The organism is Pseudomonas sp. GXZC, assembly GCF_026967615.1.
Classification (GTDB): Bacteria; Pseudomonadota; Gammaproteobacteria; order Pseudomonadales; family Pseudomonadaceae; genus Aquipseudomonas; species Aquipseudomonas azotoformans_A.
On sequence record NZ_CP114115.1, the window covers coordinates 5,772,908 to 5,786,395 of the forward strand.

Annotated in this window: 13 protein-coding genes; 7 read left to right on the plus strand and 6 right to left on the minus strand. The window is 61.7% G+C overall.

Features of this window, described 5'->3' with window-relative positions; translation table 11 throughout:
• Positions 1-45 precede the first annotated feature (45 nt).
• Positions 46-801 carry a methyl-accepting chemotaxis protein gene (locus OZ428_RS34790; RefSeq protein WP_370468593.1) on the plus strand — a complete coding sequence of 252 codons (756 nt, stop codon included), beginning with the start codon at positions 46-48 and terminating at the stop codon, positions 799-801.
• Here OZ428_RS34790 and OZ428_RS27300 read toward each other — a convergent pair.
• The gene (locus OZ428_RS27300; RefSeq protein WP_269131905.1) at positions 798-1,361 is read right to left on the minus strand and encodes an NAD(P)H nitroreductase; all 564 of its coding nucleotides are present in this window, start codon (positions 1,359-1,361) and stop codon (positions 798-800) included. The two genes, OZ428_RS34790 and OZ428_RS27300, sit on opposite strands and share 4 nt — an antisense overlap.
• A gap of 139 nt (positions 1,362-1,500) precedes the next feature.
• On the opposite strand from OZ428_RS27300, the gene OZ428_RS27305 reads away from it, so the two are divergent.
• The 3 genes from OZ428_RS27305 to OZ428_RS27315 are packed head-to-tail and all read left to right on the plus strand — an operon-like array spanning position 1,501 to position 5,124.
• Positions 1,501-2,928, plus strand: a complete 1,428-nt coding sequence (locus OZ428_RS27305) for a di-heme oxidoreductase family protein (RefSeq protein ID WP_269131906.1) — start codon at positions 1,501-1,503, stop codon at positions 2,926-2,928.
• Between the two features lie 31 nt (positions 2,929-2,959).
• Positions 2,960-4,024 carry an imelysin family protein gene (locus tag OZ428_RS27310; protein ID WP_033898548.1) on the plus strand — a complete coding sequence of 355 codons (1,065 nt, stop codon included), beginning with the start codon at positions 2,960-2,962 and terminating at the stop codon, positions 4,022-4,024.
• A gap of 2 nt (positions 4,025-4,026) precedes the next feature.
• The gene (locus tag OZ428_RS27315; RefSeq protein ID WP_269134228.1) at positions 4,027-5,124 is read left to right on the plus strand and encodes a DUF1513 domain-containing protein; all 1,098 of its coding nucleotides are present in this window, start codon (positions 4,027-4,029) and stop codon (positions 5,122-5,124) included.
• Between the two features lie 64 nt (positions 5,125-5,188).
• On the opposite strand, the gene OZ428_RS27320 is transcribed toward OZ428_RS27315, so the two are convergent.
• From OZ428_RS27320 to colR, 5 genes are all read right to left on the minus strand, one after another.
• Positions 5,189-5,416: a hypothetical protein gene (locus tag OZ428_RS27320; RefSeq protein ID WP_028617789.1), complete on the minus strand. Its 228-nt coding sequence runs from the start codon at positions 5,414-5,416 to the stop codon at positions 5,189-5,191.
• Positions 5,413-6,132 (minus strand): lipopolysaccharide kinase InaA family protein, encoded by a 720-nt coding sequence (locus OZ428_RS27325; RefSeq protein WP_033898549.1) that lies wholly within the window; start codon positions 6,130-6,132, stop codon positions 5,413-5,415. The genes OZ428_RS27320 and OZ428_RS27325 overlap by 4 nt, the downstream gene beginning before the upstream one ends.
• A 4-nt stretch (positions 6,133-6,136) precedes the next feature.
• Positions 6,137-6,817: a class I SAM-dependent methyltransferase gene (locus tag OZ428_RS27330; protein WP_269131907.1), complete on the minus strand. Its 681-nt coding sequence runs from the start codon at positions 6,815-6,817 to the stop codon at positions 6,137-6,139.
• Positions 6,818-7,006: 189 nt separating this feature from the next.
• Complete coding sequence (locus OZ428_RS27335; RefSeq protein WP_033898552.1) at positions 7,007-8,287, minus strand: sensor histidine kinase; 1,281 nt, start codon at positions 8,285-8,287, stop codon at positions 7,007-7,009.
• Positions 8,277-8,960: a two-component system response regulator ColR gene (gene colR, locus OZ428_RS27340; protein ID WP_003175870.1), complete on the minus strand. Its 684-nt coding sequence runs from the start codon at positions 8,958-8,960 to the stop codon at positions 8,277-8,279. Before colR ends, OZ428_RS27335 begins: the two co-directional genes overlap by 11 nt.
• A gap of 201 nt (positions 8,961-9,161) precedes the next feature.
• Here colR and OZ428_RS27345 point away from each other — a divergent pair, with 201 nt between their 5' ends.
• The 3 genes from OZ428_RS27345 (at position 9,162) to OZ428_RS27355 (ending at position 13,175) form a co-directional block, all read left to right on the plus strand.
• Positions 9,162-11,111: an LTA synthase family protein gene (locus OZ428_RS27345; RefSeq protein WP_269131908.1), complete on the plus strand. Its 1,950-nt coding sequence runs from the start codon at positions 9,162-9,164 to the stop codon at positions 11,109-11,111.
• Between the two features lie 77 nt (positions 11,112-11,188).
• Positions 11,189-11,887: a response regulator transcription factor gene (locus OZ428_RS27350; protein ID WP_269131909.1), complete on the plus strand. Its 699-nt coding sequence runs from the start codon at positions 11,189-11,191 to the stop codon at positions 11,885-11,887.
• On the plus strand, positions 11,877-13,175 hold the full coding sequence (locus tag OZ428_RS27355; protein ID WP_269131910.1) for a sensor histidine kinase: 1,299 nt from the start codon (positions 11,877-11,879) through the stop codon (positions 13,173-13,175). The genes OZ428_RS27350 and OZ428_RS27355 overlap by 11 nt, the downstream gene beginning before the upstream one ends.
• The last annotated feature ends 313 nt before the right edge of the window (positions 13,176-13,488 follow it).

Sequence of the window (13,488 nt, forward strand, 5' to 3'; positions counted from 1 at the left end):
ACCGCCGATCAGTCCTCCGCCATCGCGCGCCAGACCAGCGAAGGCATGCAGGTGCAGTTCCGCGAAATCGACCAAGTGGCTACGGCCTCCAACGAGATGAGCGCGACTGCCCACGACGTCGCCAACAGCGCCTCCAATGCCGCCAGCGCGGCACGCGGGGCGGATCAGTCGGCGCGCGAAGGCATGTCGATCATCGAGCAGAGCACCCGCGACATCACCACCCTGGCCGAAGAAGTCAGCAAGGCCGTGGGCGAAGTCGAAGCCTTGGCGGTCAACAGCGAGCAGATTGGTTCGGTGCTGGAAGTGATCCGCAGCATCGCCGAGCAGACCAATTTGCTGGCGCTGAACGCCGCCATCGAAGCGGCACGCGCCGGAGAAAGCGGACGTGGCTTTGCGGTGGTGGCCGACGAAGTGCGCAACCTGGCCAAGCGCACCCAGGACTCCGTGGAGGAAATCCGCCTGGTCATCGAACGCATCCAGAGCGGCACCCGTGGCGTGGTGGCGACCATGCACTCAAGCCAGAGCCAGGCCCAGAGCAATGCCGGGCAGATCCATCAAGCGGTGCAGGCCTTGGGCAAGATCAGCGATGCGGTGACCGTGATCAGCGACATGAACCTGCAAATCGCCAGCGCCGCCGAACAACAGAGCGCCGTGGCCGAAGAGGTCAACCGCAACGTCTCGGCGATCCGCACCGTGACCGAAACCCTCACCGGCCAGGCCACCGAGTCGGCGGCCATCAGCAGCCAACTCAATGCGTTGGCCAGCCAGCAGATGAAGCTGATGGATCAGTTCAGGGTTTAAACGCCGGTCCAGGCACTGACAAACGCCGCCACATCTTCCTTGGGCGCCGTACGCGGCGGATTCTGCGGCGTGCCCAGGTAAAGGAAGCCAATCACTTCCTCGTCTGCCGTCAGCCCCAGGCCTTTGGCGACATGGGCCGAATAGGACAGTTCACCCGTGCGCCACACGGCGCCAATCCCCTGGGCATACGCCGCCAGCAGGATGCCGTGGGCCGCACAGGCGGCTGCCAGCAATTGCTCGGATTTCGGCACCTTGAAGTGTTCCTGCAAACGGGCAATCACCACCACCACCAACGGCGCACGCAACGGGCCGTTCTGGGCCTTGTCGATGGCGGCTTGTGGCGCATCGGCGTCTTGCAGGCGCGCAGCCTCGGCCAGCAGCGTGCCCATCTGTTCGCGAGCGGAACCTTCAACGGTGAGGAAGCGCCAAGGGCGCAATTGGCCGTGGTCAGGCGCGCGCATCGCGGCGGCGAACAGCACGTCGCGCTGCTCCTGGGTCGGTGCCGGTTCCAGCAGACGCGGCACGGAAACACGGTTGAGCAAAGCGTCGAGAGCCTGCATTGGCCACCTCCAGAGAAAAATGTGCGGCCATTCTAGCGGGAATGAATCGGATTCGACCAAACGATAATTGCTCTTATTCATTGCGCCCCGCCCTGTTAGACTTTGCGACCTTATTTTTTGCCTTCGTCCGGGAAACTTGATGTTCCGTTCGCTTTTTCGCCTGTCCGCAGCCGTGCTGGCCTTGAGCCTGGCCGCCTGCGATGACGCGCCCAGGTTTACCAAGGCCGAGCCGGGTGAATCACGGGCGGGCGGTGCCGCGACTGTGAACAAGCGCGACCAGAACGCGTTTTCCCTGCCCTCGGCCAACCTGTCGCCTACCCGCCGCCTGGATTTCAGCGTCGGCAACAGCTTCTTTCGCAGCCCCTGGGTGATCGCGCCGTCCACCACCACCGCACGTGATGGACTTGGACCGCTGTTCAACACCAATGCCTGCCAGAACTGCCATATCAAGGATGGCCGTGGGCACCCGCCGCTGCCCGACGCACCGAATGCAGTGTCGATGCTGGTGCGCCTGTCGATTCCGGATGCGGCGCCCTATGCCAAGCTCATCGAACAGCTCGGCGTGGTGCCCGAGCCGGTCTACGGCGGGCAATTGCAGGACATGGCTGTGCCGGGCGTGCTGCCGGAAGGCAAGGTGCGGGTCGACTACACACCGGTCAACGTGACGTTCAAGGACGGCACGGTGGTCGAGTTGCGTAAGCCGGACCTGCAGATCACCCAGCTCGGCTACGGCCCGATGCATCCGGATACACGCTTCTCCGCACGCATCGCCCCGCCCATGATCGGCCTGGGCCTGCTCGAAGCCATCAGCGACGCCGATATCCTGCGCAATACCGACCCGAAGACCGCCGACAAAGAAGCCATCGTCGGCCGCGCCAATTGGGTCTGGGACGACGCACAGCAAAAAACCGTGTTCGGGCGTTTTGGCTGGAAAGCCGGGCAACCCAACCTCAATCAACAAAATGTTCACGCGTTTTCTGGTGATATGGGCCTCACCACCTCTTTGAGACCCTTCGATGACTGCACCGATGCCCAAGTCGCCTGCAAGCAGGCCCCCAACGGCAATGGCCCTGATGGCGAGCCGGAAGTCAGCGACAACATCCTGCGCCTGGTGCTGTTCTACACCCGCAACCTCGCCGTGCCGGCGCGCCGTGGCGTCAACACGCCACAGGTGCTGGCCGGCAAGAACCTGTTCTACCAGGCAGGTTGCCAGGGTTGCCACAAACCCGCGTTCACCACGGCAGCCAATGCCGCTGAACCTGAGCTGGCCAACCAAGTGATTCGTCCGTACAGCGACCTGCTGCTGCATGACATGGGCGAAGGCCTGGCCGACAACCGCAGCGAATTCAAGGCCGGTGGCCGCGACTGGCGCACGCCGCCGTTGTGGGGCATTGGCCTGACACAAACCGTGAGTGGCCACACCCAGTTCTTGCATGACGGCCGCGCCCGCAACCTGCTGGAGGCCGTGCTGTGGCACGGCGGTGAAGCACACGCGGCGCAGCAGCATGTGTTGTCCTTTAATGCCGAACAGCGCGCTGCGTTGCTGGCGTTCCTGAATTCTTTATAAGCTTCGCCCCACTTACAGAAGGGAGCTCGACATGTTCCGTCCCAAGTTGTTGTTCACCAGCCTGGCCGCCCTCGCCCTCGGTGCCTGCTCGCCGCAAGACCCGCAAGCGGTGACCTCGGCGGCCATCGCCAAGCAAGTGATCCTGCCGACCTACAGCCGTTGGGTCGAAGCCGACCGCCAACTGGCCGTCAGCGCCCTGGCCTACTGCCAAGGCAAAGAGAGCCTGGACACCGCCCGCGCCGACTTCCTGCACGCGCAAAAGGCCTGGGCCGAGCTGCAACCGCTGTTGATCGGCCCGCTGGCCGAGGGCAACCGTTCGTGGCAGGTGCAGTTCTGGCCGGACAAGAAGAACCTGGTCGGCCGCCAGGTCGAGCAACTGGTCGCCAGCCAGCCGCAGATCGATGGCGCCGCCCTGGCCAAGTCCAGCGTGGTGGTACAAGGCCTGTCGGCCTACGAATACATCCTCTACGACGCCAAGACCGACATCGCCGACGACGCGCAAAAAGCCCGTTACTGCCCACTGCTGGTGGCCATCGGCGACCGTCAAAAAGCACTGGCCGAAGAGATCCTGGCCAGCTGGAACAGCACCGACGGCATGCTGGCGCAGATGACCAAGTTTCCGAACCAGCGCTACGCCGATTCCCACGAAGCCATTGCCGATCTGCTGCGCGTCCAAGTGACCGCACTGGACACTCTGAAGAAAAAACTCGGCACGCCAATGGGCCGCCAGACCAAGGGCATCCCGCAGCCCTTCCAGGCCGATGCATGGCGCAGCCAGTCGTCCCTGCAAAGCCTCGAAGCCAGCCTTGCCGCCGCCCAGACCGTATGGGTCGGCGTCGACAACAAAGGCCTGCGTGGCCTGCTGCCGTCCGAGCAGAAGCCGTTGGCCGACAAGATCGACGCCGCCTACGCCGCGTCGCTGAAGCTGTTCGCCAGCAACCAGCGCACCCTTAATGAACTGCTGGCCGACGACGCCGGGCGCCAGCAGCTCAACGATCTCTACGACAGCCTCAACGTCGTCCACCGCCTGCACGAAGGCGAACTGGCCAAGGCGCTGGGTATCCAACTGGGCTTTAACGCCAACGACGGTGACTAATGATGCTCAGGCGACAGGCTTTGGCGGTTGGCAGCGTGCTGCTCAGTGCGCTCACTCTGGGCGGCTGGACGCTGTTCAAAGGGAAAGACAAGGGCCCGCTGCTGCTCTCGGCGCGGGATGATGCAGACGGCAAGCACTATGCCGTGGGCTTTCGCCTGGACGGCAAGCAGGTGTTTGCCACCCAGGTCGGCCAGCGCTGCCACGACATCATCAACCACCCGACGCTGCCAATTGCACTGTTTGTCGCCCGTCGCCCAGGCACCGAGAGTTACCTGATCGACTTGCGTGATGGCGCGCTGCTGCAAACCATCACCTCCAAGGCGAACCGCCATTTCTATGGCCACGCGGTCATTCACAAGAGCGGCGACTGGCTGTACGCCACCGAGAACGACACGACCGACCCCGGCCGTGGCCTGCTCGGCGTATACAAGTTCGAAGGCGAGCGGCTGCTGCATACCGGCGAGATTTCCACCCACGGCATCGGCCCGCATCAGGTATCGTGGATGCCCGACGGTGAGACGCTGGTGGTGGCCAACGGCGGCATTCGCACCGAAGCCGAAAGCCGCGTGGAAATGAACCTCAATGCCATGGAGCCAAGCCTGGTGCTGATGCACCGCGACGGCAGCCTGATCAGCAAGGAAACCCTGGGCCAGCAGATGAACAGCGTGCGCCATATGGGGATTGCCAGCGATGGCACCATCCTCACCGGGCAGCAGTTCATGGGCGCGTCACAGGAGCGGTCCGAGTTGCTGGCGATCAAGCGGCCGGGCCAGCCATTCATGGCGTTTCCGGTGGCCGATGAGCAGTTGCAGGCCATGGGGCACTACACCGCCAGCGTCGCGGTGCACAGCGATTTGCGCCTGGTGGCGTTGACGGCTCCACGGGGCAACCGCTTCTTTATCTGGGACATGGACAGTGGCGAGCTGCGCCTGGATGGACCACTGCCCGACTGTGCCGGTGTCGGCGCCGTTGAGGATGGTTTTGTCGTGACCTCGGGCCAAGGTCGTTGCCGGTTCTACGATTGTCGTCAGAAACCGTTGGTGGCAAAGCCGTTGGAATTGCCCGCCGGGCTCTGGGATAACCACCTGCATCTGATCTGAGCTGGCGCACAGCAAAAAAAAGGGCCTCGCATCGCAAGGCCCTTTCCTGGGGGTTTGAATCGTTTCAACTCTGTGGCCTCATCCCTTGAGACATGCCAAACATGAACAGCAACAACTCATGATCAGGCTTGGCTGCGGTGCTCGCCTTGGCGACGCGCGGCAACAGGCATTGCGCGCCACCCTGCGTTGCACTGAGCACCTGTGTGCGAGGCTGTTCCCAGGCCGCCAGCGCCAAGGCTGCAACGCCCAACGCCCCGACCAGGAACAAACCTCGTGCTATTTCTAGCTTCATCTGGTTAAACCCTTGATAGCGCTGCCAAACGCCGTCTCGTAAAAGTAGCTGAGTTTCTTCCAGTCCGTGTCGTTCCACGACGAATGGCGGCGCAGTTGCAGCATGTCATGGGAGGCGGCCCGATAAGCGGTCAAGCGTTGGCGGCATTTCTCGAAATCCAGCAGCGCCACTTCGACGTTGGCCGAGTCGCCCTGGCCGGTCACCCTTACAAAAATGTGCTTGATGTACAGGCAGCCATGCTGCCAGCGCCCACGGTGCATACGCGCCAAGGTGCCAGCAAGCTCCTTGAGCACGCGCTCATGCACCAGTTCGCCGTACTGTTCACGACCGCCGGCGGCATACCAGTTTTCAATTTCGTCGAAGCCATCGAGGGCCGCAGTCACCAACAGTGCCTGCCAGTGGTGCTCAGGGTCGCGGCGCGCCTCGCAAAAAACCATCTCGGGTACGCGTACATCCAACAGGCGCAGGCCCTTGATGGCATCCCGCTCACGCAACACAGTGGGACGGCCAAACGGGTGCAACCAACTGCGGTAGATGTGCCCGGTCTGGCGCTTGCTGTAGAGCAAGCGTCCATTGGCACTCATCACGCGTTGCACACCACTTTCACCCCCACGCCGACGGTTGGGTTCTTCGACCCACTCGCCTTGCTGGCGCCAGAAATAATCAAAGCGTTCTTCGGGCGCTACATGACTGCCTGCTACGCACTCAACTGCCATCCTGTTACCTCTTGCGCAATACATACACTCGCCACATGGCGTAGAGCGGAATGAAGTCCAGGGACTCCTGAACACGGAAACCGGCTTCTTCGAATTCTGCTTCAACAGTAGCAGCCGGTAACACAAATCTATTTTGGTAACCTTCCTGCTCACCTTTTTTGCGACGCTGCTCTTCGAGACGCTTGCGTTTCCAGGCTTTGAAATTGCCATCGACCCACAGCGAAACGATCACGCTGTCACGGGTAACGCGCTGAAACTCCCGCAATATCGCCAGTCGGTGCGCCGGATCACCAATGTGGTGCAACAGGCGCATACAAAAAATGCTGTCGACCGAGTTATCCGGCAGATCGATATCAAACGCAGATGTCTGCAAGGGTCGTACCCGTTTCACCACATCGGCGGGCTGGGCGACCGTTGCCACCTTCAACATCGACGCCGAGTTGTCGGCGCCAATGATGACGCGGTTGGGCTTTTCGGCCAGCAGCGGCCAGAAACGCCCGGCACCGCACGGCAAGTCCAGCACCAGGCCAGGCTCACCGGCCATCGCCAGCGCGCCACGGGCCAATTGCTCGTCGCGTTTGTGGGACAACCGGCGGGCCAGATTGTCCTGATGCTTGAGCAAATACTCTTGGGCGTGTTCGTCGTCGTACTTTTCGGAAAATTCGAGTTTGGTCGGGGTAGACATCAACGGATCTCCAGTTGCTGATGCCTACAACCTTAAGCAGCAGTCTGTGATCAACAGGTCAACCCGTTGTGAAAAACTTGTCCTGTCCAATCCCCATACATTTCAAGACTTTACAGACACAAACAATGGCATGGGGCCATCTTCGCCGAATGACGGTGATCTCTGGCAGGATAGCGGCAGAGGGTGGAGTCAGGCGTTGACCTGACTCAGTTGCACATGAAAGCGGCAGCCATTGGGCTCCATGGTGCTGAGGCTCACGGTCCAGCCCTGGTTCTCGCAGATGCGCTGGACCAGCGACAACCCCAGGCCCAGGCCTTCTCCGCGTTTCTCGCTGCCGCGTACAAACGGCTCGAACATCGCCTCACGTTTGTCTTCGGGAATACCGACCCCGCTGTCTTCCACCACAAAGCCCGTGGGTTCCAGGGTCAGGCGGATAAACCCGTGTTCGGTGTAGTGCAGGGCGTTGCGCAGCAGGTTGCCCATGACGGCGTGCAGGAAGGTGGTGTTATAGCGCGTGTCCAGGGGGTGACCGGGGTTGTAGATCAGCTCCAGGCCTTTTTGCTCGATGGGCTCGCGCCAGATACCGAGCAGATCATCGGCCACTTGCGCGAGGCTGACCTGCGGCGACATGGCCGACTCATCATGCTGGGCACGGGCCAGCATCAGGAAGGTCTGCACCAGTTCGCGCATCTCTTCGCAGGCCCGGGCGATACGCAGCACCTGGTTGCGCCCACGCTGGTCGATGGCCGGGTTTTCCAGCAGCAGCTCGCAGGAGCTGGCCAATACCATTAACGGTGTGCGCAATTCATGGCTGACATCACTGGTGAACAACTGCTCACGGGACAGCGCCTGACGCAGGCGTCCCAGGGTGGCATCGAAGGCCACGGCCAGTTCCCCCACTTCATCCGCCGCGTAATCCGGTGCCAACGGCGGCGCCAGGCCCAGCAGTTGGTCACGGTGACGCACCTGACGGGCCAGCCGCACGACCGGCGCCATCACCTTGCGCGCCAACACCCAGCCGAGGAATACCGCCAGCGCCAGGCTGAGGACGAAACCCACCAGCACCACGGCAAACAGCACGCGCTCGCGCTCTTCAAAATCGCTTTGATCCTGCAGCAACACGTAGCGCCGACCGTCGACCACTTCGACCATGGCGTGATACGACAACGCTTCGCGGAACACTTCATGGAAGCCGGGCTCAAGGTGACGCAGATCCTTGGGCAACTCAAAATCGCCAGGGCCACCGCTGAAGTAAAACAGCTGATCCGGCTCGGGCCGGTGCCGCCAGTCTTCGACCGTGTCCATCAGCAGCAAGCGCTGCAGGTCACCGCCCAGGCCCGCCGAGATCAACTTCTCTTCCACCAGGTGCACCGTCGCGACGATGCCCATGGCGAAGGCCCCCGCCACCAACGCACTCATCAACGCAAAGGCGATGATGATCCGCTGGGCAAGGCTTTGCTTAAACTCCATCTCGACCCTCAGCCAGGCGATAACCGACGCCGTGCACCGTTTGCAGCAACGGCTTGGCGAACGGTTTGTCGATCACTTGGCGCAATTGGTGGACGTGGCTGCGCAGGCTGTCGCTGTCCGGGCAGTCGTCGCCCCACAAGGCTTCTTCGAGAATTTCGCGGCGCAACACGTGCGGGCTCTTTTGCATCAGCACCGCCAGCAGTTTCAGGCCAACTGGGTTGAGCTTGAGCAGGCGGCCTTCGCGGGTCACTTCCAGGGTGTCGAGGTCGTAGCTCAGGTCACCCACTTGCAGGGCGCGGCGCCCGCCACCCTGGGCACGGCGCAGCACCGCTTCGATGCGCGCGGCCAGTTCCGACAGGGCAAACGGTTTGAGCAGGTAGTCATCGGCGCCAGACTTGAAGCCCTGCAGCCGGTCATCCAGTTGGTCGCGGGCGGTGAGCATGATCACCGGTGTGTCACGGCGCGCATCTTCACGCAGGCGTTTGCACAGGGTGTAGCCATCGATGCCGGGCAGCATGATGTCGAGCACGATCAGGTCGTAATGCTCGGTGGCGGCCAGGTGCAGGCCCGACAAACCGTCCTGCGCACAGTCCACGGTATAGCCTTTTAGCCCCAGGTAATCGGCCAGGTTGGCCAGAATATCGCGGTTGTCTTCAACCAATAGAATTCGCATGGGCAGTGTCTCCGTACGCGGTAACGGCCGTGTTGGCTCGCGCAGCTTAAGGCCAACTGTGGCTCAGGGATAGACCTGGAAGGCCCGTCGATTAAGGTTTTCAACCGATATTTTAGTTGAACGAGATTTTCACTATAGCTTCACAAGTTGACTACAGTGTCAGAGCGAAGATCGCCGCCCATTGATATAAGGAACATAGACATGGGGTTTCTCAAAACAGCGCCTATGCGCTATTTGCTGTTGGTAACCGGTGCCTGGCTGGTTATTTTCCTGCTCACGCGCAGCGTGTTGCTCATCACTCACCTGGATGAAGTCGGTGGCAACCTGCTACCGGTGTTTGGCGTGGGCCTGCTCTACGACTTGGGTTTCTTGGCCTACGCGGCGCTGCCGTTGGGTCTGTACCTGCTGCTCTGCCCACCGGCCCTGTGGCGTCGTCGTGGCCACCGCTGGTTCCTGCAGGCGGTGCTGACGGTCAGCCTGTTTGCCATGCTGTTCACCTCGGTCGCCGAATGGTTGTTCTGGGATGAGTTCGGCGTGCGCTTCAACTTTATCGCCGTCGACTACCTGGTGTATTCCGATGAAGTGCTGAACAACGTGCTGGAGTCCTACCCGATCGGCAAGCTGCTCAGCCTGTTGGCGATGCTCGCGATTGTGTTGAGCCTGGCCCTGCGCAAACCGTTCAATGCCGCGATGAATGCGCCTTTGCCACCGCTGCGTGGGCGCCTGGTCAACGCCCTGGGCCTTGTGGTGGTCGCAGGCCTCAGCCTGCAACTGATCAGCCAGGACAGCCCGCGCACCCAAGGCGGCAACGCCTACAAGAACGAGCTGGCAAGCAATGGCCCTTATCAGTTTTTTGCCGCGTTCCGTAACAACGAACTGGACTACACCCAGTTCTACAAAAGTCTGCCGGCGGACGTGGTTGCCAAGCAGGTGCGCGCCGAACTCAGTGAGCCCAACGCCCGCTTCATCGACAAAGACCCGCTGGATATCCGCCGTGCTATCACCAACCCCGGCACGTTGCGCAAACCCAATATCGTGCTGGTGACCATCGAAAGCTTCAGTGCCAAGTACATGGGCAGCAACGGCGACGAGCGCAACCTGACGCCCAACCTGGATGCCCTGCGCAAACAAAGCCTGTACTTCAACAACTTCTATGCCACCGGCACCCGCACCGACCGAGGCCTGGAGGCGATCACCCTGGCGATCCCACCGACACCGGGCCGTTCGATCGTCAAGCGTATCGGTCGCGAAAGCGGCTTCGCCAGCCTGGGCCAGCAACTCAGCGCCATCGGCTACGACAGTGTATTCGTCTACGGCGGGCGCGGTTATTTCGACAACATGAACGCGTTCTTCAGTGGTAACGGCTACCGGGTGGTCGACCAGAGCAGCGTGCCCGAGTCGCAAATATCGTTTAAAAACGCCTGGGGCATGGCCGACGAAGACCTCTATAAACAAACCTTGAAATTGGCCGATGCGGACTACGCCAAGCAGCAGCCCTTCCTGCTGCAACTGATGACCACGTCCAACCATCGCCCCTACACCTATCCCGATGGGCGCATCGATATCAAATCCGGCAACGGCCGCGACGGCGCGGTGAAATACACCGACCATGCCATCGGCGAATTCCTGGAGGCTGCACGCCAGAAGCCGTGGTTCGACAACACGATCTTCGTGTTCGTCGCCGACCACACCGCCGGCAGCGCCGGCAAGGAAGACCTGCCGATCACCAACTACCAGATTCCCCTGTTCATCTATGCCCCCAAGCTGGTCGAGGCACGGGAGACCGCGCAACTGGCCAGTCAGATCGACTTGGCGCCGACCTTGCTGGGGCTGATCAACTTGAGCTACGAATCGACGTTCTTCGGTCGCAACCTGTTGCAAGACAACCCGCTGCCACCGCGTGTAGTGGTCGGCAACTACCAGCACCTGGGACTGTTTGACGGCAAAGACCTGGCGATCCTCAGCCCACGCCAGGGCCTGCGTCGCCATGACCAGGCGCTGGGGGAAAGCCAGGAGTTGCGGGTGGGCAGCGATGACCCGCTGATCCTGCGCGCCATCACTTACTACCAGGCCGCCAGCTATGGATTCAAACAGCAATTGCTGAGCTGGAAAGCGCCGAAGGACGTGACGCCAGCAATCAGCGCCCGCTGATCGTCACCCCGAGCCCTTGCCTGCGCAGGGGCAAGGGCGTAACACTTGCGCCCATTCTCCGGCGACGACGCCCTTTCATGTCCGACACCCTGCTGCTGATCGAAGATGACCGCCCACTGGCCGCACTGACCGCCGAGTTCCTGCGCGCCGAAGGGTTTACCGTGTCGGTGGAGCATCGCGGCGATCGCGCGGCCCAGCGCATCCGTGATGAGCAGCCGGCGTTGCTGATCCTGGATGTGATGTTGCCGGGCATCGATGGTTTTACCCTGTGCCGACAGATCCGCGACCACTACCCCGGTTTGATCCTAATGATGACGGCGCTGGACGAAAACGCCGAGCAATTGACCGGGTTCAACGTTGGCGCGGATGACTATGTGGTTAAACCCGTCGACCCACTGCTGTTGCTGGCCCGGATCCGCTCGTTGCTGCGTCGCCATCCGCAAGCCTCGCGTGCTTATTACCAGTGGGGCACGTTTCGATTGGACCTCAACCACCACTTCGCCTGGCTCGATGAGGTGCCCTTGCAGTTTTCAGTAGCCGAGTTCGAGTTGCTCACGATTTTCGCCCGCCATTGCGGGGTGCTACTGACCCGCGAAAAGCTCCTGCAAAACCTGCGTGGCCTGGAGTACGACGGGCTCAATCGTTCCGTGGACATGCGCGTGTCGCGTCTGCGCAAGAAGTTGATGAGCCTGGACTGCCCGGTGACCATCCAGACCATCACGGCCCAGGGCTACCTATTTGTCGAAATCCCGCAAGGCGCCCAGCATGCTCTCTAACGTACGACCCTGGATGGCAATCGTGGCGGGCACCAGTTGGGGCGCATTGACGCTTTATCTGTTGTGGCTGTGCGCGAATGCCTCGGTGTTTGTCGGTGAATACAGCTTTTTGCGCTTGATGGCCGGGCCTGGCTACCTGGTGGCGGAGCAGCTCAAGCCCTTGCCGGCCGCGCAGCGTGAAGCGCGCATGGACGCGCTGCGTGCGCGCTTCCAGTACCCGATCAGCCTGGTCAAGCTGGACGCGATCGAACTGCCGCCCGAAGCCCTGATCATGCTCAAGCACCAACAACCGGCGCAGAGCAGCGATGAAGACATCACCTACTTTCCGCTCGACGACACCACCCTGATCCAGTTCGGCCCGATGTGGGGAACGGCTGAGGTCAAGGATCTGCTGCAATTCCCGGTGTATGGCATCACCGCGTGCGTGGCTGGCCTGCCGTTGGTGCTGTGGATGTGGCTGGGTCTGCGCGCACGCCGCCAGCGTCGCGCCGATGTGGAAGCCCTCAATACCTGCCTGGGCACCCTGGCTCGCACGCCCAACGCCATGCTGCCGGCCATGGGCAAGGAATGGACGCCGCTGCTGCAAACCGTGCAACAACATGCGCAGGACATTACGGCCATGAGCGAGCGTCACCGGGAGGTGTCCCAAGCTGTTTCCCACGAACTGCGCACACCCTTGGCACGGATGCGTTTCGCCTTGACCTTGCTGAGCAAAAGCGACGATTCACTCACCCGTACCCGCTTGCAGGAACGCCTGCAAACCGATGTGGAAGAACTCGAAGCCCTGGTCCGCGCCAGCCTGACCTTTGCCCGGATGGCCGGTGCGCCCACCGACCTGCAACATGAGCCCATCCCTATCCGCGACTGGCTGCATCAGGAGTTTGCCTTGCTCGACGGGCACCAACGCCGCCTGAGCCTGGACACCGAGCCGGCGGACCTGCAATTGATCGGCGACCGCGCCTTATTGCACTTGATCGTACGCAACCTGTTGAGCAATGCCGTCACCTACGCCCGCGAACAGGTGTGCGTCAGCGCGGCCTGCCAGGATGAGCACCATCTTGTGCTGCACGTGGACGACGACGGCCCTGGCATCCTTGCCGAAAACCGCGAAAAGGTATTCGAACCCTTTGTACGGCTGGCCATTGGCGGCGATGAGCCCGGTGGCTTCGGCCTCGGGCTGGCGCTGGCCAGGCGTGCGACCCAATGGCATAGCGGCAAGCTGTCCGTTACGCGCAGCCCTTTGGGCGGTGCACGCCTGACCCTGATCCTGCCCCTACGCCCACGCTAACCCGCGTGTTACAGCCTGTGACAGTGAACCGCTGGCATTCTCCGTAACCTCGCCACCTGATCCAGGATTAGCCCTGTGCCCTGGGTCCTGTCCTTTGGATCAGGTTGGAGAGCCCGTTCATGCGTCCCCCCAAGAAGCATTTGCTTACGTTGATGCTATCGCTGTGTATCGCCGCCAGTTCACTGCTGGCCTGCCACTGGGGGAGGCCCATACCCCGCACAAGCGCATATGTGCCTGCCGAAGAGCCTCTCGACAGTACGACTGCATCGTGGTCCGCTGCACGTGTGCTCTTTATCGGCCAACCCACCCTGGC